The organism is Streptomyces sp. NPDC001157 (assembly GCF_053598255.1).
Map to the genome: position 1 here is coordinate 768,358 of NZ_JBSFJW010000001.1, position 21,018 is coordinate 789,375.

A 21,018-nucleotide genomic window follows, 5' to 3' on the forward strand; every position below is an offset into this window, starting at 1 on the left:
CTGCTGTCGCCGCCTCACGCACCGCTCTCGCCGAGCAGTGCGCGCAGCGCGGCCTCCTCCACCGGGCTCAGGCCCGTGACGAACTGCTGGAGGGCCGCTATCGGGTCGGGGCCGCGGTCCAGGGCCTGGTGCATGGCCTCTGCGGTCATCTGCGCCGCGTTCTTCGCCGGCCGATAGGCTCCGCGCCGGCCGTCGGCGTCGCGCAGGACGAGGCTCTTGTCGTGCAGTCGCCGCAGGATCGTGTGCACGGTGTTGTAGGCGAGGTCGCCGCCGAGGTCGGCCTGAATCTCGGCAGGCGTGAGGGGCCGGTCCGTCGCCCACAGGGTGGCGAGGACCTCGCTCTCCAGCTCACCGGGGCTGCGGCGCTCGCCCCTGCCGCGAGAAGTCGTGCCTGCCATGGCCACCACCTTACGGTGCGTAGGGTCCGACGGTCACCAATCCGTACCCGCCCCTTACCCGGCTCCGGTTTGCTCCCGACCTACAACCTGTAGGGTGAGATCAACCCTACAACTCGTAGGGCTGGATGGGTGAACGATGACGAGGACCCCCGACACCGCTCCGACCCACGCCACCCGGCACGGGCCGCCACCGACCGCCCGGCCGCCGTGGCGCTCCGCGGGTGAGTGGTGGCTCGCGGCGGTGGCGGCCGCCTTCACACTGCTCCAACTCGCCCTGGTACGGCCCGGAATGGGCCTGGGCTGGGACGAGGCGGTGTACGTCAGCCAGGTGAGCACGCACGCCCCGGCGGCCTACTTCAGCGCACCCCGCGCCCGCGGCATCACTCTGCTGGTGGCTCCCGTCGCCTCCTGGTCGTCGTCCACCGCGCTGCTGCGGGTGTACTTGGCGGTCCTGTCCGGGCTCGGTCTGTACTGGGCCCTGCGAGCCTGGCGGGGCCTGTTCCCGGTACGGGTGATCGCGGCCGGCGGCGCCCTGTTCGCATCGCTGTGGATCACCCTCTTCTACGGCCCGCAGGCCATGCCCAACTACTGGGTTGCCGTGGGCGCGTCGGCCACCGTGGGCTTCTTCCTGCACGCCCGGTCCGACCGCACCCGGCGCGGCGCCCTGTGGGGCGTGGCCGCGGGTACGGCGCTGATGGCATGGATGCGCCCCACGGACGCCGTCTGGGTCACACTCCCACTGCTCGCGCTCGTGCTGTGCATCCGCCCCCGACGCCACCTGCGGCTGCTGCTGGCCCTGGTCACCGGTCTCGCAGCGGGGGCCACCGAGTGGATCGTCGAGGCATACGTCGACTACGGCGGTGTGGGCGCCCGGCTGGCCGCCGGCTCCCGCATCCAGGGCGGCCTGGGCCTGCACAACGCCGTCGTCGACCAACTCCGCAGCCTCGGCGGACGGGCCCTGTGCCGCCCGTGCACGGGGGCCATCGCGAGCCCGCCGGTGATCGCCTGGTGGTTCGTCCTCCCGCTGCTCGCCGCCGCCGCGCTGGTGATCGCGGTGCGGGCCCGCCGTACGGCCGCCACGCTGCTGCCGCTGGCCTGCGCGGCGACCGCGGCCGTGCCGTACCTCTTCCTGATCGGCTACGCCGCACCCCGTTTCCTGCTGCCCGCGTACGCACTGCTCGCGATCCCGGTCGCGGACGCCCTGGCCCGCCTGGTCACAGCGCCGAGAGGACGCTGGCGGACGCTGGCCGTGACGCTCGTGGCCGTGGGGCTCGCGGGCCATCTGGCCGTCCAGTTCGCCGTGTTGGAGCGCGCCGTGTCCAGAACCACCGCCGACCACCGGGTCTGGGGTCGCACCGCCGCGGACCTGCGCCGTCTCGGCGTACACCCACCGTGCCTGGTCACCGGGGGCGATTCCGTGCCGGTCGCCTTCGCCGCAGGCTGCGCCTCCGCCCACACCGGCGGCCACGACGCCAACACCACCGCCGCAGAACTCGCCCGAACGGCCCGCCGGATGCCGGTCGTTCTCCTCACGACACACCTCGTCCAACCGCCGCCGTACGCCCGCACATGGCAGCCACACCGCTTGACGGGCGGCTATGCGTACCTCGCTCCGGGAGCCGTACGGAAGGGTGGTCAGGAATGACCACTACCGTGGGCAGGGCGGCACGCACGAACGCCCTCGGCGAAGTCCAGTACGGTACGGCAGCTCCCCCAAGGGGCGCGGGGCTGTATCAATCTGCGGCTCCGCCGCGGGGTGCGACCAGCCACAACGGCGCCGCAGACGAAAGACGCCCCATCGCGGCCCTGGCCGCACTCCTCCTCACCGCGGGCGCCGTCGCGCTCGCCGCCCGACACTGGCCCGTCCTCGCCTCAGGCATCGACCGCCTGACCGCCGCCGACCCCGGCTGGCTACTGCTGGCGGCCCTACTCACCCTGCTGACCTGGGCGTGCGCGGGACTCGCGCAACAGGGCGCCGTGCGCGAGGCGCTGCCCGCCGCCCGGCTGCTGACGGTCCAGTTCGCGGCCTCCGCCGCAAACCATCTGCTGCCCGCCGGGCTCGGAGCGGGAGCGGTCAATCTGCGGTTCCTGATGCGCTGCGGACTGGCACCCGGCCGGGCGGCCACGGCCCTCGCGGTCAAGTCCACCGCGGGAGCCGTCGTCCGGATCGCCCTGATGGCGCTGCTCGCCCTCGCCTGCCCCGGCGTGCTGCGGCTGCCGTCGGTGGGCGGACCGAAGCTGCTGGTCGGCGCACTGGCGACGGCGGCGGCCGTACCCTTGGCAGTCCTGCTCGTACGGCGGACAAGGCTGCGGCGGGCGCTGGCCTGCGCGGCGGCCGACGTACGTGCCGTGCACGAGAACCCTCGTCGCGCGGCGGCCCTGTGGGGCGGCTCGCTGGCCTTCGCCTCCCTGCACACGGCGGTGGTGATCGCCGTCGTGCACGCCCTGGACGTACCGCTGCCCGCAGGGCGCATCGCGCTCGCCTATCTCGCCGCCAGCAGCGCCGCCGTCCTGCTGCCGACCCCCGGCGGCCTCGGCTCCCTTGATGCCGCGCTCGCCTGGGCGCTGACCACGGCGGGCGCCTCGGGCTCGGCGAGTGTCTCGGCCGTGCTCGGCTACCGGTTGCTGACCGTGTGGCTGCCGCTGGTGCCGGGGCTGCTGGTGCTGGCCGGGCTGGTCCGTTCGAGAGCCCTGTGAGGGCACCGCGGTCAGGATGCGTTCAGGTTTCCGGTGACAGCGTCCCCCGTATGACGTCAGATACGTCTGGGACAACTGAGGCGGCTGCGGCGTACGCGCACGGCGCCACCGGGGCACCGCCCACCCGTCACCGATCGCGCCTGCGTTTGAACAAGGTTCCCGAAGTCACCGTATATTTCTGGGTGATCAAGGTGCTGTGCACCACCGTCGGCGAGACGGCGGCGGACCTGCTGAACGAGAAGGCCGGCCGGCGACCTGGTCGCCGAGCGCATGGACCTGGGCTACTGGCTCTCCGCCGTGCTCTTCGCGCCGGCCATCGCGGCGGCGCCGTCACGCGCTTCGCGCTCGGCCTGGACGCGGTGTGGAGCTTCTGGATCGCCTACGTCCTGACCCGCCCGCTGGGCGCCTCGGTCGGCGACCGCCTCTCCCAGCCCACCGGGGACGGCGGCCTGAGCCTGAGCACCGTGGTGACGAGCACGCTGTTCCTCACGGTGGTCCTTGGCCTGGTCGTCTTCCTCGCGATCACCCGCAAAGACGTCACCAAACCCAACGAACAGGAGCTACAGGCCGCATGACCGACCAACCCCCCACACAAGCGGCGGAGCCGACGGTCCTCACCGACGTCGACGCCGCCGCCGGCCGTCGCGACGTACTCAAGAAGCTCCCGGAGGTCACGCTGGCCTTCTGGATCATGAAGATCGCGGCGACCACCCTCGGCGAGACAGCGGGCGACCTCTTCTCGCAGACCCTCAAGCTGGGCTACTTCCTGACCACGATCGCCCTGTTCCTGGTCTTCGTCGTGACGCTGGTCGTCCAGCTCAGGTCGCGGCGCTACAACCCGTTCTTCTACTGGACCGTCATCCTGTCGACCAGCATGGCCGGCACCACGATGTCCGACTTCATGAACCGCGACGCCAGCGCCAAGTACCTTTCGGGCGGCGCCACTTCGCTGGGCTGGGGGCCGCAGGGCCTGGGCCTCGGCTATCCGGCGGGCGCCGCGATCCTGATCTCGCTGCTGGTCGTGATCTTCGCCGTGTGGAAGCTGAGCGGGATGACGTTCGTCATCCGGGACATCGTCAGCTTCCGCGGGGAGGCGCTGTTCTGGTCGGCGATCCTCGTCTCCAACACGCTCGGCACCTCCATGGGCGACTTCCTCTCCGACAGCTCCGGTCTCGGCTACGCCGGTGGTGCGCTGCTGGTGGGCGGGGTGCTCGCGGTCCTGGTCGCCCTGATGAAGGTGCCCGCGGTGCCGAACGTGCTGCTGTTCTGGTTCGCGTTCGTGCTGACCCGGCCGCTCGGTGCGACGGCGGGCGACTTCCTCACCAAGCCCGTCGCCAAGGGCGGCCTCGACCTCGGCACGGCGGGATCGTCGGCGGTGCTGCTGGCCGTACTGGTCGGACTGATGGGGTACGCCCACGCGCGCGAGCGACGTCCTGCGGGCGGGGTCAGCCGGCCGGCAGTCTGACGACGAAGCGTGTGCCGGGGGCGAGTTCGGGCTCGTAGGAGACCTCGCCCCCGGCGGAGCGGGCCAGGCGCCGCGCCAGCGGCAGCCCCAGGCCCGCTCCGCCATGTCCGTCGTCCGGGTCGGCGCGGCGGCCGGGCCGGAAGAGCTGTCCGGCGAACGCGGGCGGCACGCCCGGCCCGTCGTCCATGACACAGATACGTACGCCGCCGCCGTCCCGGTCCGCGTGCAGGGTGACGCTCGACTCTGCGTAGCGCGGCGCGTTGGCCAGCAGCGGGCTGACGATCCGTTCGAGGAGGGCGTCTTGCACGCCCGCCTCCAGCTGTGCGCCGGGGCCGTCGACGGTGACCGTCACGTGGTCGGGGGCGTCCGACTGTGTGGCGAGGCGGCGCAGGACGGGCAGGACCGGGGCGGTACCGGGGGGGGGCAGTGGTCGCGTCCTCGCGGGCGCTGGTCAGGAGCGTGTCGCAGATGGTGCGCATCGACTCGGCGGCCTCGGCGATCGTCGCGTGCACGGCCCTGGTCTCGGCCGCTGTGCGAGGGCGCGAGCGGTACCACTCCAGCTCGGCGAGGATCCTGCTGAGCGGGGTGCGCAGCTCGTGCGAGAGCTCGCCGGTCAGCTGCCGCTCGTGCCGCAGCACCGCGCGGATACGGTCCAGCAGTTCGTCCAACGACGCGCCCAGGCGGGCGAGTTCAGCCGGGCGGTCCGGGCTGCCGAACCGCTCGTCGGAGGCCACCGCGCTCCACTGGGTCGCCTGGTCGGTCATCGTCCCGACGGGGCGCAGCGCACGTCCCACCGCGAGCCGGGTCAGTGCGTAGGTGCAGGCCAGCATCACGGCGTCCAGGGAGAACGAGCCCAGCAGCAGGGTGTCGGCCGAACTGCGGTACGGGGACAGGTCCAGGGCCGTGACGATGGTGGCCGCCTGCCGCGCGCCGGGGACGGGCTCGGAGCACAGGCGGACGGGACTCGATCCGTGGCCGGAGGCGGTGACGCAGCGCCGTCCGCCCTGGCGGACCAGGCCTTCGGCGACCTGGGTGAGCGCACCGGCGGAGGGCGGTTGCTCCAGCAGCCGCGGACCGGCGTAGATCCACACGTTGGCGTCCAGGAGCCGGTCGTTGACGGTCTCCAGGACCCGCACCCGCGGGCCGACGGCGTCGACGGTGGTGGCGACGGCGGCCGCTCGGGTGCGCAGCTCGTCGTCCGCCTGGCGCCCCAGATGGTGGCGGACCACGGTGTTGAAGACGACGGTGAGGATCACCATCAGGAGGGCGGCGGTGGTGAGAGCGACCAGGGAGAGCCGGCCGCGCAGGGTGCGGGGGACGAGACGGGGACGGAGCCCGGCGCGCGGGGAGCACGAGGCCGACCGGCCGCAGCCACCTGGTCCCCGGCCAGCCGCAACGCGGTCGCCCCGTCGGCAGCAGGCACGCCGTCGAAGCCCTCGTCCCGCAGCCCGCGCAGCAACACATCACGCAGGGCGTGATCGTCCTCCACGACCAGGATCTTGGGAGGCATGGTTCTCCGTCGGTGGTGGTGCGTCGGGTGCGGTGTGCAGGGGGCTCTGCGTGGGACGCGGAGCGGTGGGTGGGTTTCCTAGGAGGGGGATGCGTCGGGGGTGTCCGAGGGTGGGTGCGGGCCCGGAGAGTCCTCGGGCGAGGGCGGGTGGCCCGTGTTGCCAGGCGGCAGAGGGCCAGGACCGTCTGAAGACGAACTCAGGCCAGGAGCCTTCGCGGACGAACGCAGGCCGAAGGGGTCCGAACGCAGGAGCGAGCCGGGGTACCGAGGTCGGCCAGCAACGTACGTAGACAGACTCGGGCCGGAGGCCTCCGGAGACGGAGACGCCCCGGAAGCACCCGAAGACGGGGACAAGTCACGAGCGTCCGCAGGCAGACGCGGGCCGGAAGCCTCCGGGGGCGGCGGTGCGGCGGGAGCGTCCGATGCCGTACCCGTGCCGGGTGCCCCTGGCCCACCGCGCCCCGTCGACTCCGCGGGCAGCCACCGGGCCCAGCCCCACCACCACAGGCCCAGCCAGGCTGCCGCGAGCAGCCAGCCTCCGATGACGTCGCTCGCCCAGTGCACCCCGAGGTACACGCGGGTCAGACCGACCGCGACCGCCCAGCACACCGCGAGCGTGCAGGTCGTGCGGGCGAGGTCCACGCGGGCGCGACGAGTCGTCGCCCAGCACAGCAGGCCGGCGGTGAGGGCCGAAGTGGCGGCGTGCCCGGAGGGGAACGAGAAGCCGGACGCATGCGTCGCCCAGTCGGCAGGGGCCGGGCGGGCCCGCGCAAACAGTTCCATCAGCCCCGTGCGGACCAGTTGCCCGGCGACCAGGACGATCAAGAGGACGACGGCGTTCCGCAGCCGCTCACGCGCGGTGCGGCCCGCGATGAACGCGGCGATCACGACGAGCACGTATGGCCAGGGCCCCGTCCCCGTCGCGGTGATCCCGCGCGCGAGCGCCACCGCTTCCGGGGGCCGGTGCGCGAGCCCCCACGCGTGGGCTGCCGTGTCCCCCGGCAGGGGGGTGCCGTGGCGCAGACCCACCGTGGTCGCGAGAGCGGCGAACAGCAGGGCGCAGACGACGGCGAGCGGCACCGGCGCTCGTCCGGTCCGGTTCACACTTGGCGCTTTCCCGGCCCGGTTCCCGCCCGGCCGTTGGCCGGCCCGGTCGCCTGGCCCTCGTCCGGCCCGGTTCACGCTGAGCCCTTGGCCCGTTCGACCCAGCCCTCGCCCGCTCCGATCGGCGCTCGACCCTCGTCCGCCCGGGTTCCTGCGCGGCCGCCCGGCAGGGTCGCGCGCCTGCGCACCCTGCACCGCCGGCCGCCGCGCCTCCTCGGCCGGGCTCCGGGCTACTCGCCCAGCCCCTCCGCCTCCTCCCGACCCGACGCCACTCTCACCGCCCCCAGCCTCACCACCCGGCGCGGCAGTACCACCCCCAGATCCGGCATCCTTGCCGCCCTGCCCGGCACCTCCACCAGACCCAGCAGCCTCGCCGCCGTTCCCGGCACCTCCACCAGACCCAGCTGCGCCACCACCGCCCCCAGCAGCACCGCCGACACCAGCAGCACCCCCACCGCGCCCAGACGCATCACCAGGCCCGCTGACTCCCCCACCACGTCCACCACCCGAGCCGCCCCCTACCGCACCCCCACCCCGCTCGTCCCGCTCCCCTTCGTGCCCCGTCATGAAGCCGTCACCAACGCCCTGAACCGAGTGCCGGCCGCACGGCCGACCAGTGGGGCAGCCCGGTCCGTCAGGTGCATGAGGGGCCAGGCGAGGACCGCGCCGAATGCCAGGCCCACGGCCACGTCGTGCGGATAGTGCACTCCTATCCACACCCGGGAGACGGCCATCAGGATGGCGGCCAGGGCCGCGATCCTGCCGAGGCGGTGGTGCGCGAGCCACAGCGCCACCGCGGCGGCCCCGGCGATCACCGCATGGTTGCTGGGGAACGACCAGTCACCCGCGGCCGGGCAGGCCTCGACCGTCACGGTGTGCAGCGTCCGGCACGGTCTGCGTTCGGCGACGGCCGACTTGACCAGCACATCGACCACGTAACAGACCACCACGACCACAGGTGCCGCCAGCGCCCGGACCATCCGCGTCTCCCCCGCGCTGCGGGCCCGCCACCACGCGGCGAGCATCATCACGCCGAACAGCGCGAGGCCGTAGTCGGACCAGACGGCGATCACCGTGTTCACGGGGTGCGGGGTGTGGCGGGCCAGGCCGGTGATCCAGGTGTAGGCACCGCCGTCCACCGAGGCGCCGCCGAAGGCGAGGCCGGTCACGAGGAGGTCCCCTCCGAGGCACGGCGGGCACGCGCACGCCTGGCCTCCAGAGCGATCGGGGTCAGGGAGAGGACGACCACGAGCGCGACCAGCGGCAGCAGGTAGCGGTCGACGTTCGGCACCGAGGAGCCCAGCGCGTAGCCGCCCAGCACCAGACCGACCGTCCAGACAAGGCCGCCGATCACCTGCCAGAGGGTGAAGACCCGCACCGGCACGTCGAGCGCCCCGGCCAGCGGGTTCAGTACGGTGCGTACGACCGGTACGAAGCGGGCCAGGACCACCGCCTTCGCGTGACCGTAGCGCCCGAGCAGTTCCTCGGCCCGCGCCGCGCCCTCGTGCAGCTTCTTCGCCCGGCTGCGGGCCAGCAGCGCGCGGCCGCCCCGCCGCCCGAGCCAGTACCCCGTCTGGGCACCGAGCAGCGCGCCGACCACGGCGGCGGCCAGCACCTGCGGAAGCGACAGGTGCACGGATCCGCGGACGCCGGGGACGCACAGCAGCCCGGCCGTGAACAGCAGTGAGTCGCCGGGCAGGAAGAAGCCGACCAGCAGGCCGGTCTCGGCGAACATGGCGACCGCGATGCCGAGCGCGCCGAAGGCGGACAGCAGGGATCCGGCATCCAGGACGTTCACCGCTTGGGCGACGGCGAACTGGGCAGCTGCCACGGAGGCGACCCCTCTCATACTGGGACGTGGAAGGAGCGGGCACGGACCCGCGTCTAGCGACTACAGTCATGTAGACCGTCTACTGAACTGTAGACGAATCAGAGCCGAGGAGTGTTCCCATGCCCGAGGGGCAGTTTGACGAGCCGGCCGACGGCCCGGTCGACGGGCGCACGGACCGACGCCCGGCCGGCGAGCTCGAGGCGAGCGTGCTGGCCGCACTGTGGGCCGCCGACACGCCGCTCACACCCGGCGCCGTCCAGCTGGAGCTCGGCGGCGGTCTCGCCCGCACCACGGTGACCACCATCCTCACTCGCCTGCACGCCAAGGGCGCCGTCACCCGCGCACGTTCCGGCCGCGGCTACGCCTACGCCCCGGCCCAGGACCCCCCCGGCCTCACGGCCCGCCGTATGCACGCCGAACTCGACAAGGACGAGGACCGCGGCACCGTCCTCGCCCGCTTCGTCTCCGATCTGAGCCCGGAGGACGAACAGCTTCTGCGCGCGCTGCTGGAGGGCGGCCCGGCGGCCGGTGAGGACAGCGTGTGAACAGCGCCTTACGGATCTTGTTGTCGGACGCGGCGCGTAGGCTGGTCGACCACGGTCCGGCGGCCCCTGGAGGAATCCCGTGATCTACGCCGTGTGGCTCCCGCTGCTCATGCCGTTCCTCGCCGTGCCCGTGGCCCGGCGTGGCGCCGAGCAGCTGCGGCCGCGGACGGCCGCCTGGGCGCTGACGGCTCTCGCGCTGGTCCTCGCCCTCTCCAGTACGGCAGCGCTGGGCATGCTCACCCTGGCCGGTGCCCTGCGCCTCTCCCTCGTCGCCCAGGCGGCGCACCTCTCCCCGCATCTGCTGGGTGACGGCTCGCCCGCCACGGTGCCGGCCGCGGTGCTGGCCGCCCTGGCGCTGACCGGTCTCGCCACCCTGATCCTCGACCGGGCCCGCCGCCACCTGCGCGAACTGCGCGCCGCGCACCGGCAGTTCCGCGGCGGTGCGAGCGCCGGCGATCTCTGCGTGCGGCACGACGACCGGCCGGAGGCCTATGCGCTGCCCGGGCGGCCCGGCCGCATCGTGGTGACGACGGGAATGCTGCGCGCCCTCAGCGCCGGCGAACGCGAGGTGCTGTTCGCCCACGAGCGCGCCCACCTCACCGGGCGCCACCATGTCTTCCTCGCGGCCGCCGAGTTCGCCGTCGCGCTGCACCCCGCCCTGCGCGGCCTGCGCGCGCCGCTCTCGTACGCCCTGGAGCGCTGGGCCGACGAGTCCGCGGCGCAGGCGACTGGCGACCGCGCCCTCACCGCCCGCGCTGTCGGCCGCGCCGCCCTCGCGGCCCGCGCGGCGGGCACCTCCGCTCGCCCTCGCCTGTCGCTGACGGCCACGGCGGGCCCGGTCCCCCGGCGTGTCACCGCCCTCCTGAGCACCCCCGCACCCGCCGCCCGCCTGCTCCCCCGCTCCCTGGCCTGTCTGCTGCTCGCCTGCGTGGCCGTATCGGCGACGGCGGCTCTGGACGCGGCCACCGATCTGCACGCCGGCATCGAGGTCGCCCAGGGCGAGCAAGGAGCACAGGGACAGCAGGGACACGCGGCCGTCGGCGACGGCGACTGACCGCGCGCGGTCCTCATCGCCCCGTGGCACCAAGTGTCACGAGGACCGGCGGGCCCCTTCGACGAAACCGGTCACAAGGCCGACGTAATCGTCCGGATGCGTGACATGAGGGATGTGCCCCGCACCTTCGAAGGTGTGGGTCCGCGCCTGCGGCAGAACCGCGGACAACCGGCTGACGATCGTGGCGAACCATGGCGGGCTCTCCGTGCCCTTCGACAGCAGGGCGGGCCCGGTGTAGCCGGCGAGGCGGCCGAGGTCGAGGCCGGCCCAGTTCGGGTCGGACTGCTCGTCGGCGAAGGTGGGGGCGTTGCGGAGGAACGTGTCCCGGACCGCGTCCGGCAGTTGCTCCCACGCGCCGGGGCCCAGGGCGACCTCTTCGACGAACCCGCGCGCTCCCGCCAGGGTGTCACCGGCGCGCAGGTGGGCGAGCACGGATTCGATCTTCTTCGCGGTCTCCGTCATCACGGGCTGGAGCTCGGGAACGTCGGCCACGACTCCCAGGAGCGGGGGCTCGTGGGCGATGAGGCCCCGGAAGAGTTCGGGGCGTCGGGCGGCCAGACCCAGTGCGGTCGAGCCTCCGAAGGAGTTGCCCGCCACGTAGGCCGGCGCGTACCCCAGTGTCTCCATCAGCGCCGCAAGGTCGTCCTCGTCCTCGGTGCGGGTGCCCTGCCCGGGCGGGCGCTCGCTGCGGCTGTGCCCGCGCCGGTCGTAGACGAGGACCCGGAATCGCTCCGCGAGGGCGGCGAGGACCGGGTCCCAGTTGTTGTGGTCGCCCCATGATCCGTGCACCAGGACCAAGGGATCGCCGTTCCCGGCCGTCTCGTAGAAGAGCTCTACGCCGTTCACTCCGACCCGTGCCATAACCAGCCGGTCCTCTCGTCGACAGGTGAAGACTGCCGCCACTGAGACCCATCGTCCCCCCTGTCTGCGGCGATTTCCCGGCGATCACCCCAACCCGCTTTACCCCCTTTTCGTGGCATGCCCCCGACAAATCTGCCACGCTACAGCGGTCGCACCACCGATGCACGCACCCCACTGCCGTCCCCAGGCGCACCCCAGCCGACCGGGCGGCCCCGAGCAGGCCGGGATCCCGGCCGCCGCAAAGGAGTTTCGCGTGAGATTGACCCCCCACAGATCCATCGCCGTGCGCGCACTGGCAGTCGCCGCGCTGGCCGCCGTATCCCTTCCCGCCGCCCCTGCGGCGGCCGCCCCGTCGGCCGCTGCCGCCTGCACCCCGGCCCAGGTGGTCACCAACGGCGGCTTCGAGAGCGGCACTTCACCGTGGACCCAGTCCTCGACGAGCGTCATCACCAGCCGTTCCGGCCAGACCGCGCACGGCGGCACGAGCTACGCCTGGCTGGACGGAACGGGTGGCACCCACACCGACACGCTCTCGCAGAGCGTCACGATCCCGTCCGGGTGCAGCACCGCCACCCTCTCTTTCTGGCTCCACATCGACACCACCGAGACGACCTCGTCCATCGCGTACGACAAGCTGACGGCGAAGATCGGCAGCACGACGCTGGCGACGTACTCGAACCTCGACAAGAACACCGGGTACGTGAAGAAGACGCTCGACGTGTCGGCCTTCGCGGGGCAGACCGTGAGTCTCGCCTTCACCGGCGCCGAGGACTCCAGCCTGCAGACCAGCTTCGTCCTCGACGACATCGCCCTCGACACGTCCGGAGGCAGCACTCCGCCGGCGGACTCCACGCGCACGCCCGCCACGCCCTCGTACACGGTCAGCCTCAGCAGCAACACCAGCGGCACGGTGTGGACCGGCCACGAGAGCGCGACCTTCACCAACGCCTCCTCGACCGCGCTGAGCGAGGTGTACCTGAGGCTGTGGGACAACTACCACGGCACCTGCGACGCCATGCCGATCACGGTCACCAACGTCACCGGCGGTACGGCGGGTTCCCTGTCCGTCGCCTGCACCGCCCTGCAGATCACCCTGCCGACGCCGCTGGCGCAGGGGCAGTCCGCCACGATCGGCTTCGACCTGGGCATCACCGTGCCGAGCGGCGCGGACCGGTTCGGTCACGACGGGGCCTTCAACAACATCGGCAACGCGCTGCCCGTCCTCGCCGTCAAGGACGGCTCGGGCTGGCACCTGGACCCGTACACCAACAACGGCGAGTCGTTCTACTCCCTGGCCGCCGACTTCAAGGTGACCCTCGACCACCCGAGCACCCTGCTGGTCCCGGCCACCGGCACCTCGACCGACACCCCCGGCTCCAGCGGCCGTACCGTCACCACCGCGACCGCCTCCAAGGTGCGTGACTTCGCCTGGGCGGCGGGCCCCTTCAGCAAGATCTCCGGCACCTCGGCGGCCGGGACCGCGATCAACATCTACTCCGTCTCGGACATCAGCTCCTCCGACGCCCAGTCGATGCTCTCCACCGCCAAGTCGGCCGTGGACGCCCATGCGGCACGCTTCGGGGCTTACCCGTACGGCGAGTTGGACGCCGTGATCGACAACAACTACTGGTTCGGCGGCATGGAGTACCCCGGGTTCGTCCTCGACCTCGTCAGCACGACCGCGCTCACCCATGAGATCGGTCACCAGTGGTGGTACGGCATCGTCGGTGACGACGAGTACAACAGCCCCTGGCTGGATGAGGCGTTCACCGACTACGCCACCGACCTGGCCCTCGGCAAGTCCGGCACGAGCTGCTGGAACAGCGTCTCCTGGGCCTCGTCCGCGGAGAAGATCACCAACTCCATGGCCTACTGGGACGCCCACTCGTCCCGCTACTCCACCGTCGTCTACGGCTACGGCAAGTGCGCCCTGCACGACCTGCGGCGGACGATAGGCGACTCGGCGATGACCAAACTGCTGAAGGACTACGCCACCTCGCACTGGTACGGGGTCTCGACCACGGCCGAGTTCAAGGCGGCCGCGCAGGCCGCGACGACCACGGACCTGACCTCCTTCTGGAGCACGCACCGCATCGACGGCTGAGCTTCCGATCGATGACCCACGGCTCAGCGGGCCTGCGCGGCGAACGCCTCGTGGGCCCGCTGGTCGTTTCGCTTCACCGCTTGGGACTGCAGTCGTAGAGGGTGAAGCCGCCGCCGGTGCGGCGTCCGTAGGCCGTGGGCCGGATGAGGGTGCAGTGGGACTTCACCCAGGTGGTGGCGGGAGTGGTGGCGCGCTGCGTGGTGAGCAGCGCATAGCGCAGTTGGTGGGTGATGACGAGGTTGCCGAGTTGCTGGGCGGTGGGGAAGGGCGTGCTGCCGGTGAAGCCGCCCATGACGAGGATGGGCTCGGACTTCGCGCGCAGCAGGGGCTCGGCGGTGTACGCGGCCTGGGTGGCGAGCAGGTACTTCTCGCCGTGGCGGTGCGTGGTGAGGTAGTCGAGCAGCGCGGTGTCGCGGGCGTTGGGCCGGCCGAGTCCTCTCCTCCGCGGAGCGTGGCGGGGATGCTCGTAGTACGACTTGCCGACCGGACCGGCCATCGGCGAGGTGGCGGCGCCCGCGTAGAGCGGGTTGAGGCCGGAGACGGCCCAGCCGGCCGGTACGACCAGGGTGGCCGCGATCCCGGCGGCGAGGGAGGCGTGGATCATCCGCGGGGAGGTGCGCGGCCCGCGGCTCCACAGGCCCACCACGCCGCACAGTGCGAGCATCACGGCGACCGGCAGCAGCCAGGAGACGAACCGGGTCGGCCAGTCGAGCACCAGCGCCCACGCCGCCGTCAGCACGATCGCCGCCGGGAGCGCCAGGTCCCGTCGGCCGACCGCCTCGTGCTCCGCCTCCGGATCCGGTTCGTACTGCGCCGCCGGCTCGGGCTCGTACTTCGCCTCGTACTCCGATCGGAAGAGCGCGAGCCCGCCGCCTGCCAGCGCGGCGAGCGCCGGGGCGATGACGGCGGTGTAGTAGGCGTGGTTGCCGTTGGAGGCGCTGAACACCAGGGTGTGCGCGGCCAGCCAGCCGCCCCACAGGACAAATCCCGTGCGCAGCAGGTCGGTTCGCGGTTGTCCGGTGCGCCAGACGATGCCCAGGATCGCGGCGAGCACGGCTAGCGGCAGGAACCAGGCGACCTGCGGGCCCACGGTGTGGTTGATCAGCATGTCCCAGCCGGTGTTGCCGGTGGTGCGGCTCGCTGCGGTGCCCGCGACGGCGCCGAAGGCGGTGGCGTCGCTGCTGAAGCGGCTCAGGCCGTTGTAGCCGAAGACCAGGGCGAACGGGTTGTTGTCGGACGTGCCGTCGAGGTACGGGCGGCTCGCGGCCGGTGTCGCCCAGGCGATCAGCACCCAGGAGCAGGAGACCGCCAGGGCGACCGCACCGGCCAGCAGGACGCGCAGGGCCCGGTTCAACCGGGTTCCGGGTGCGGCGAGTTGGTACACGGCGGCGAAGACCGGCAGCACCAGCCACGCCTGCAGCATCTTGGCCTGGAAGGCGAGGCCGACCCAGATGCCGCAGGTGATCAGCGGCAGCAGCCGCTCTGTGCGCACCGCCTTCTGCAGCGCGCCGGCGGCCGCCACCAGGAGCAGGGTGAGGGCGGTGTCCGGGATGGTGGCACGGTTGAGCGCCACGGTGACCGGGGTGAGGGTGAGCGCCAGCGCGGCGATCAGCGCGGCGAACGGACCGGCCCAGGCCCGTACGATCCGGTGCAGCAGCCATACGGTGAGCACGCCCTCGACGACCTGGGGAAGCGCCGCTGCCCAGGTGTGCGGGCCGAAGATCCAGACGGAGACGGCGTCGGGCCAGAAGGCGCCGGGCAGCTTGTCGATGCTGATCGACCCGCTCGCGTCGAGCCCGCCGAAGAAGAAGGCTCGCCAGCTGCCGGCCATCGACCGTATCGCCGCGCCGTAGAAGGGGTGGAGTGCGGCATGCCCGATGCCCCAGGAGTACAGCACCGTGGCGACGACCAGCACCGCGGCGAGAGCCGGGCGCTCCCAGCGCGGAGCGTCCTCCGGCAGGCCGGAGCGGCGGCCGACCGTCCGGCGGCCTCGGTGCGCTCCGGTGGGCCGGGCGGCGGGGATGGCGGTCATGGCAGTGGTCCTCGGATCGGCAGGTCAGGTGAGGCGGTGGTGCACAGGCGGCGGGATCAGGGCCGCGGGATCACAGGCGGCGGGCCGCCCGGAAGCCGCGGGCGTAGAAGTCGGTGCCGTCCAGCAGCGCATGGCCCGACATGTCGCCCATGGTCGGACCGTTGGCGGCGGAGCGGCTGGAGTAGAAGCGGTGCCGGCCCTGGTCGTCGAGGCCCATGTACATGCCGCAGTGGTCGATGAAGTCCGGCCGGTCCTTGATGATGGCGAAGAAGACCAGATCGCCGGGTTGCAGGACGCTCAGGTCGGTGGCCTGCCGCTTGCCGGTGTGGGGGATCACGAGGCGGCCGGGACCGTGGGCGGCGATGGCGAACGCGCGGCGCGGCAGGCCGGCGCCCTTGGTGTTGGTGTTGTGCAGGGGAATGCCCATCCGGTAGCCCCACACCAGCCGTTGGAAGCCGGAGCAGTCGGCGTCGCCGTAGCGGTCCTTCTCCGGCTGCACGCGCGTGCCGTCCGGGAAGGTCCAGGGCAGGCCCAGATAGTCGTAGAAGTCGGACTGTTCGTCGTGGAAGGCGAAGTCCAGCGGATTGTTGACCGCAGCGTTGCGCGGACCGAAGTGCGCGGTGCCCGCGTAGCGCACGCCGGCATCGTTGTGCTTGTCGGGCGCCCCGGCGCTGCTGTACTGGAACGCCACCGCGAAGACGTCCGGGCTGGTGTCGACGAGCGCCTTGCGGAACCAGCTCTTGAACGAGGCGGACTTCTCCATGCCCCGCTGCCACTCGTGCGGCAGCACCCGCACCCAGGCGTCCGTGGTCACCTTGGCCTCGGTGGTCCGCGGCTCGCTGAAGGTGCGGGTGGGGCCGGTGAGTACGGCCGTACGGGCTCCGTCGGTGAAGGTGGCGAGTGTGCCGCCGTCGGCGGCACGGACGACGGTGCGGGCGGGAGCGGACAGCCGCTCGAAGGTGTGGGCCCCGGTGGCCCGGGAGCCCGGGTCCGTGCCCGTTCCGTCGGCGACCGTACCGCCGTGGTCGTCGCTGCCCTGCCTGAGGTGGTCCCAGGCGTACCCGCCCGCCACCCCGGCGGCTGCTACGCCCGCGATCGTCCCGAGCACGGCGCGGCGCGTCGGGCGGCTGCCTCTGCCGGCGGAGTGGGAGTGCATGGCCGATCCTCCTGGAAGTGTGAGGTGAGTGGGGGTGGGCGGGTCAGCTGGTGGGCAGAGCGCCCATCAACAGGCCGGAGACCAGAACCACGTAGGTGGCCAGCGTCACCGCCGTGGTCGAGATGACCGTGGCCGCCATGGGCTGCCGGACCATCTGGTAGGAGACCAGGCCGGGGACGATGAAGCCAAGGGTCTGTGACGTGTACAGCAGCGGGAACTCATGACTGAGGGCGAGCATCACGGTGGACTGCATCACCACCGCGCACAGCACCACTGCGGCGAACAGCCGCTTGCCGTAGAGAATCACCGTGCGCTGCAAAAGCTTCGTCATGAAGTACGTGGCCGCCGCCACAGCGACCATCAGCCCGGCCATCCGCACGTCGGTGACGAGCGTGAGAGCGATCCAGCCCGGGGTGATCATGCCCCCGGGGGAAAGGTTGGTGGTCAGATAGCAGACGAGCGAGAAGACCAGCCCGAGGGCGATCCCGAGTGCGGCGGTCTGTGCGGTGAGGTTGGCGGGGATCACGGGTTCCTCGTGGACTGGGGCGAATCGTAGGGGTGGTAACGCTCGTCGGAGTGGTGCGGGTGGTCTGTGGTGCTCTGGTCGTCGGACCGGCCATGGCGGGCGGCGAACCGGCGGGCGAGGTCGCGCTGTTCGGGAACGCGGAAGGCGTACGTCGGTGTCTCCAGCGGTGCCACCCAGCTGTACGGCTCCGGCTCGGGCGGCCGGGCCACCGAGACCCGCGGCCGGGGGATGGCGATCTGCATCGTCTCCTGGTCCAGGCCGTCGCCGTCGGGAACGGCGTCGAGCAGGTCCTCGAACTCGTCCACCGGCAGCTCGGCGAGGCATTCCAGGAACAGCTCGCCCTGGCCGTGGATGTTGCCGATCGCCACCAGCGAGGAGGCCGGGCCGAGTTCCGCGAGTATCGCCGCGGTCAGCTCCTCGGGGTCGCGGCGGTCACCGCCGAGATCCACCACGCGCCCGGTGAAGCCGGCGGGAATCGCATCGCGGGCGCTCCTGGTCGGATGGCCGATCAGGAACACCGTCTCGGCGGCGAGGCCGGGGACGATGGCGCCCATCTGGCCGTTGCGCTCCACCCGGTCCGGGCGGCAGTTGATGACCACGTTGATCGGTCGTCTGATCGCGCCCAGATCCTCCAGCTGCTTCACGTTCATCAGCGTCGACTCGGGGTCGTTGGCCGCGAAGACGTTCGCGAACCGCAGCTTCTTGCCCTCGGGCGTGACGTAGCGCTCCACCGACAGCACGCCCGGGTCGGGCGGCGCGTCCCACATGCCCTGCATCGCGGTCTGCCGCTCCACGCCGAGCAGTTCGGCGACGGCGAGCGCGATCGCCACGTTCTCCTTGAAGGTGAACCAGCTGAAGCCACGGAGCTCGGCGTCGGTCACCGACTCCGGATCGACCGCGATCAGACGGCAGTTCCGCTTGTCGGCCTCCTCCTGGAGGATGTGCAGCCGGTCCTTCTCCGCCGTCACACACACCCCGCCCACCGGCATCGAGCGGGAGAGGGAGCGGGCGACGTCGTCCAGCGTCGGCCCCATCTCCTCCAGATGGTCCTCGCGGACGTTGCACAGCACGCCGATCGTGGAACGGATCAGCTTCTCCTGGTTGGTCTCCTGCAGCGCGGGCATCACCGCCATGCACTCGATCACCAGCGCATCGGGCCGGTAGGTCGCCGCCCGCCGTACGATGCCGATCTGCTCGACGATGTTGGAGATGCCGAATTTGCGGTAGATCGGTTCCTCGGTGGCGTCCGGATGGATGAACCGGGCCGCGGTGCCGGTGGTCTTGGCCACCGTGACCAGGCCGCCGCCGCGCAGCGCCCCCGCGCACAGCCGGGTGATCGAACTCTTGCCGCGGATGCCGTTGACCAGCACCCGCGTCGGTATCTGCTCCAGCGAGGCGAAGTGGCGCCGCTGCTCCAGGATTCCGGCGATCCACAGCACGGCACAGCACATCAGGACGATGACATAGAGGAAGAGCACGTCGATTCCGTCCTTCTACCGCTGGAGGGTGTTCTCACGCAGGGACCGCGAGGGCCGGGCCGCATGGCCGGATCTGGCCGCCCGGTCGCGTTCCGCCAGGGCCTGGCGCATCAGCTCCAGGCTGCGGGTGACCGAGCCGATCTCGTCGTGGTTGACCGGATGCAGCACGGTACGGCGGTCTCCGCCGGCGAGCCGCTCGACGAGCGCGGCGACCGCGCGCAGCGGCCGGACCACCACGACATGCAGCCAGCCCAGGCAGGCCGCGCCCACGGCGAGGGCCAGGATGCCGGCGAGCATGGTGCGCTGCTCGGCCTGCACCGCGGGGATCTGGAGCGCTGCCGCGGGCTCCGCGGTCACCACGTGCCAGCCGAGGCGCGCCGTCGGACCACTCTGCGCCAGCGGCGCGGCGGCGTCGACCGAGGGGCCGGAGGAGGTGAGGTGCACCGCCGAGGTCGCGGTGCCCGCGGTGCCCGGGGCGCTCTGGGTGGAACGGGCGAGACGGGTCAGGCCGGGGTCGGGCAGCGACTGGAACGCCTGGTAGCCGACGCTTGCCGCCAGCACCCGCTCGTCGCGGTCCGTCACCCAGACGCTGCCCAGCTTCGGCCTGGGCAGGACGGAGTTGAGCGCGTTCACGTCGATCTCGCCGAACAGGACCACCCCGGCCGCAGGAGCCTTGCCCTTCACGGCCCGGACCTGGGTGTAGGCGGCGATCGCCGGGATCCGGCCGGAGGTGTTGACGGTGGTGATCCCTTCGCCGCCGGGCACGTGGACGAGGGTGCGCAGCGGTGTGCCGCCCACTCTCAGGGTGATGCCGCCCGAGCGGTCCAGGAGATACAGCGAGCGGTACTGCTTGTGGTCGTCGAGGGCATGCCGCAGAACCTCGGTCTGGGCGGCCCGGCTCCTGCCCGGCAGGTCCCCGGCCGCGGCGCTCAGGTCGGTGTACGACTGGTCGAGGGACTGCCGGATCCGGTTCGCCGCGATCTCGGTACGCGCCTGCTGGTCGGCGAGGACCGAAGCCGGAACCGAGGTCGCGGCGTCCGCCCGGTTCAGCAGGAAGATCATCGGCATCGCCCAGCAGCCCACCACCAGCACACCGACCACGGCCAGCGCCCGGTAGCCCGGTCCGCGCCGGGCCGGGAACTCCTGCGGTCCGCTCTCGCCGAGCAGTTGCCGGCGCAGTGACTCCAGTGCCCGCCCGATCCGGGCCAGTTCCCCGAAGCCATGCACGGGAACGGGCCGGGACAGCTCCTCCCACGCGGTCGGCCCGTCCTCGGTCGCTCCCCGCGCGAGGCGGCTGGCGGACAGATACAGCCGCAGCAGGGGCCGCTGCACGCAGAAGTACAGCGCCAGCCCGAGCAGCAGCGCGACTCCGGCCAGCGCTCCGGCGGCCTCGAGCGCGAAGCGCGAGTAGTCGGCAGTGGTGGTCGTGGCGGGCACCGCGCGGGACGTGAGCACCACCAGCCCCAGGTCGTCGGTGTCGCCCGGACCGGTCGCCGAGGCGACCTGCGCCCAGCCGGCCACGGTGCGCCGTTCACCGGTGCGGGCGCCCAGCATGCTTCCCGAGGCCTCGGTGTCGACGCCGGATCCATGCGCCGCGCGAGCCGCCGCCGCGGACAGATCACCGGCGGCGCCCGGCGACGCCTTGCCATGGACCGCGGTGGCGAGGGCCTTGCCGCTCGCGTCCAGCACTTCGGCCGTGCCGCCCTCGCCGTACGCCGCGACGGAGGGGAGCGCCTCGGAGACCACCAGCAGCCACTGCCGCTCGGGCCGGTTCGGGGTCTGGTAGTCCTGGTCGGGGTCGTCCTGCTGCGCGGGCAGCGTGACCTTGGTGAAGTACAGCAGTTGCGGCGGGCCGCCCGACGTCACCAGCCGGGGCGGGACCGTCCCGGAGGCCTTCCGGGCGGCGTCCACCCCGGCCAACGGCACCATTTTGCCGCCGGCCGCAAGCAGTTTGCCGGTGCGCCGGTCGAGCAGCGCACTGCCGAGGACCGCCTTCCTGGCGGAGGTCAGCGCCTTGAGCGTGGTCACGGGGGTCGAGGTGCTCGTCGCCGGGTACGCGCCCGCCGTACGGCGTACGGTGCTCGCTTCGGCGTCGATCGCGGTGCGCAGCGACTGTGCGCTGTCCGCAGCGATCTGCTGCTCCCCGTTCAACACGGCCTGCGGGACGGACGCGGTGCGGACGCCGTCGAGGCCGACCACGGTCAGGGCTGCGACCACCAGCAGAAGTATGACAAGTGAGGCTATAGGCGGGCGAACT

17 protein-coding genes and 3 pseudogenes are annotated in these 21,018 nt (G+C 72.3%); 7 read left to right on the forward strand and 13 right to left on the reverse strand.

Going from position 1 to position 21,018, the window contains the following annotated elements; genetic code table 11:
* Nucleotides 1-14: 14 nt before the first annotated feature.
* Nucleotides 15-398, reverse strand: a complete 384-nt coding sequence (locus ACWDAG_RS03415) for a BlaI/MecI/CopY family transcriptional regulator (protein ID WP_450693866.1) — start codon at nt 396-398, stop codon at nt 15-17.
* A gap of 136 nt (nt 399-534) precedes the next feature.
* Here ACWDAG_RS03415 and ACWDAG_RS03420 point away from each other — a divergent pair, with 136 nt between their 5' ends.
* The 4 genes and pseudogenes from ACWDAG_RS03420 to ACWDAG_RS03435 all read left to right on the forward strand — a co-directional run bounded on the left by ACWDAG_RS03420 (nt 535) and on the right by ACWDAG_RS03435 (nt 4,560).
* The gene (locus tag ACWDAG_RS03420) at nt 535-2,043 is read left to right on the forward strand and encodes a hypothetical protein (protein ID WP_450693867.1); all 1,509 of its coding nucleotides are present in this window, start codon (nt 535-537) and stop codon (nt 2,041-2,043) included.
* A complete protein-coding gene (locus tag ACWDAG_RS03425; protein ID WP_450693868.1) occupies nt 2,040-3,095 on the forward strand; it encodes a lysylphosphatidylglycerol synthase transmembrane domain-containing protein in 1,056 nt (351 codons plus the stop codon). Before ACWDAG_RS03420 ends, ACWDAG_RS03425 begins: the two co-directional genes overlap by 4 nt.
* 50 nt (nt 3,096-3,145) lie before the next feature.
* A pseudogene (locus ACWDAG_RS03430) lies at nt 3,146-3,670 on the forward strand (hypothetical protein).
* A complete protein-coding gene (locus ACWDAG_RS03435) occupies nt 3,667-4,560 on the forward strand; it encodes a COG4705 family protein (RefSeq protein WP_450693869.1) in 894 nt (297 codons plus the stop codon). The pseudogene ACWDAG_RS03430 and the gene ACWDAG_RS03435 overlap by 4 nt, the downstream one beginning before the upstream one ends.
* Here the strand turns inward: ACWDAG_RS03435 and ACWDAG_RS03440 are convergent.
* From ACWDAG_RS03440 to ACWDAG_RS03465, 6 genes and pseudogenes are all read right to left on the reverse strand, one after another.
* Nucleotides 4,541-5,867 (reverse strand): annotated as a pseudogene (locus ACWDAG_RS03440) (sensor histidine kinase). The gene ACWDAG_RS03435 and the pseudogene ACWDAG_RS03440 sit on opposite strands and share 20 nt — an antisense overlap.
* A gap of 56 nt (nt 5,868-5,923) precedes the next feature.
* Nucleotides 5,924-6,070 (reverse strand): annotated as a pseudogene (locus ACWDAG_RS03445) (DNA-binding response regulator); the annotation flags it as partial.
* A 78-nt stretch (nt 6,071-6,148) separates the two neighbouring features.
* Nucleotides 6,149-7,174: a phosphatase PAP2 family protein gene (locus ACWDAG_RS03450; protein WP_450693870.1), complete on the reverse strand. Its 1,026-nt coding sequence runs from the start codon at nt 7,172-7,174 to the stop codon at nt 6,149-6,151.
* Between the two features lie 230 nt (nt 7,175-7,404).
* Nucleotides 7,405-7,671 carry a hypothetical protein gene (locus ACWDAG_RS03455; protein ID WP_450693871.1) on the reverse strand — a complete coding sequence of 89 codons (267 nt, stop codon included), beginning with the start codon at nt 7,669-7,671 and terminating at the stop codon, nt 7,405-7,407.
* A gap of 66 nt (nt 7,672-7,737) precedes the next feature.
* Nucleotides 7,738-8,343 carry a phosphatase PAP2 family protein gene (locus ACWDAG_RS03460; protein WP_450693872.1) on the reverse strand — a complete coding sequence of 202 codons (606 nt, stop codon included), beginning with the start codon at nt 8,341-8,343 and terminating at the stop codon, nt 7,738-7,740.
* Nucleotides 8,340-9,023, reverse strand: a complete 684-nt coding sequence (locus ACWDAG_RS03465; RefSeq protein WP_450693873.1) for a DedA family protein — start codon at nt 9,021-9,023, stop codon at nt 8,340-8,342. Before ACWDAG_RS03465 ends, ACWDAG_RS03460 begins: the two co-directional genes overlap by 4 nt.
* 101 nt (nt 9,024-9,124) lie before the next feature.
* Here ACWDAG_RS03465 and ACWDAG_RS03470 point away from each other — a divergent pair, with 101 nt between their 5' ends.
* Complete coding sequence (locus tag ACWDAG_RS03470; RefSeq protein WP_450693874.1) at nt 9,125-9,550, forward strand: BlaI/MecI/CopY family transcriptional regulator; 426 nt, start codon at nt 9,125-9,127, stop codon at nt 9,548-9,550.
* Between the two features lie 79 nt (nt 9,551-9,629).
* Nucleotides 9,630-10,604: a M56 family metallopeptidase gene (locus tag ACWDAG_RS03475; protein ID WP_450693875.1), complete on the forward strand. Its 975-nt coding sequence runs from the start codon at nt 9,630-9,632 to the stop codon at nt 10,602-10,604.
* Between the two features lie 36 nt (nt 10,605-10,640).
* Here the strand turns inward: ACWDAG_RS03475 and ACWDAG_RS03480 are convergent, their stop codons facing one another.
* The gene (locus tag ACWDAG_RS03480) at nt 10,641-11,465 is read right to left on the reverse strand and encodes an alpha/beta fold hydrolase (protein ID WP_450693876.1); all 825 of its coding nucleotides are present in this window, start codon (nt 11,463-11,465) and stop codon (nt 10,641-10,643) included.
* A 253-nt stretch (nt 11,466-11,718) separates the two neighbouring features.
* Between ACWDAG_RS03480 and ACWDAG_RS03485 the strand changes: the two genes are divergently transcribed.
* Nucleotides 11,719-13,569: a M1 family aminopeptidase gene (locus ACWDAG_RS03485; RefSeq protein WP_450693877.1), complete on the forward strand. Its 1,851-nt coding sequence runs from the start codon at nt 11,719-11,721 to the stop codon at nt 13,567-13,569.
* Between the two features lie 73 nt (nt 13,570-13,642).
* Here the strand turns inward: ACWDAG_RS03485 and ACWDAG_RS03490 are convergent, their stop codons facing one another.
* The 5 genes from ACWDAG_RS03490 to ACWDAG_RS03510 all read right to left on the reverse strand — a co-directional run bounded on the left by ACWDAG_RS03490 (nt 13,643) and on the right by ACWDAG_RS03510 (nt 20,978).
* A complete protein-coding gene (locus ACWDAG_RS03490; RefSeq protein ID WP_450693878.1) occupies nt 13,643-15,601 on the reverse strand; it encodes an ArnT family glycosyltransferase in 1,959 nt (652 codons plus the stop codon).
* A 70-nt stretch (nt 15,602-15,671) separates the two neighbouring features.
* Nucleotides 15,672-16,757, reverse strand: coding sequence for an NlpC/P60 family protein (locus ACWDAG_RS03495; RefSeq protein ID WP_450693879.1), 1,086 nt, complete (start codon nt 16,755-16,757; stop codon nt 15,672-15,674).
* Between the two features lie 43 nt (nt 16,758-16,800).
* Entirely contained in the window at nt 16,801-17,283 is a 483-nt protein-coding gene (locus ACWDAG_RS03500) for a poly-gamma-glutamate biosynthesis protein PgsC/CapC (protein WP_450693880.1), read from the reverse strand.
* Nucleotides 17,280-18,761 (reverse strand): poly-gamma-glutamate synthase PgsB, encoded by a 1,482-nt coding sequence (pgsB, locus tag ACWDAG_RS03505; protein WP_450693881.1) that lies wholly within the window; start codon nt 18,759-18,761, stop codon nt 17,280-17,282. The genes ACWDAG_RS03500 and pgsB overlap by 4 nt, the downstream gene beginning before the upstream one ends.
* Before the next feature lie 15 nt (nt 18,762-18,776).
* Nucleotides 18,777-20,978, reverse strand: coding sequence for a HAMP domain-containing protein (locus tag ACWDAG_RS03510; RefSeq protein WP_450693882.1), 2,202 nt, complete (start codon nt 20,976-20,978; stop codon nt 18,777-18,779).
* Nucleotides 20,979-21,018 lie beyond the last annotated feature (40 nt).

What these genes read in the sequence shown, in the direction of transcription:
- ACWDAG_RS03420 (WP_450693867.1), top strand. Translation starts at nt 535, where the DNA reads ATGACGAGGACCCCCGACACCGCTCCGACCCACGCCACCCGGCACGGG.
- ACWDAG_RS03425 (WP_450693868.1), top strand. Translation starts at nt 2,040, where the DNA reads ATGACCACTACCGTGGGCAGGGCGGCACGCACGAACGCCCTCGGCGAA.
- ACWDAG_RS03415 (WP_450693866.1), bottom strand. Translation starts at nt 398, where the DNA reads ATGGCAGGCACGACTTCTCGCGGCAGGGGCGAGCGCCGCAGCCCCGGT.
- ACWDAG_RS03465 (WP_450693873.1), bottom strand. Translation starts at nt 9,023, where the DNA reads ATGAGAGGGGTCGCCTCCGTGGCAGCTGCCCAGTTCGCCGTCGCCCAA.
- ACWDAG_RS03495 (WP_450693879.1), bottom strand. Translation starts at nt 16,757, where the DNA reads ATGCACTCCCACTCCGCCGGCAGAGGCAGCCGCCCGACGCGCCGCGCC.
- ACWDAG_RS03470 (WP_450693874.1), top strand. Translation starts at nt 9,125, where the DNA reads ATGCCCGAGGGGCAGTTTGACGAGCCGGCCGACGGCCCGGTCGACGGG.
- ACWDAG_RS03435 (WP_450693869.1), top strand. Translation starts at nt 3,667, where the DNA reads ATGACCGACCAACCCCCCACACAAGCGGCGGAGCCGACGGTCCTCACC.
- ACWDAG_RS03480 (WP_450693876.1), bottom strand. Translation starts at nt 11,465, where the DNA reads ATGGCACGGGTCGGAGTGAACGGCGTAGAGCTCTTCTACGAGACGGCC.
- ACWDAG_RS03490 (WP_450693878.1), bottom strand. Translation starts at nt 15,601, where the DNA reads ATGACCGCCATCCCCGCCGCCCGGCCCACCGGAGCGCACCGAGGCCGC.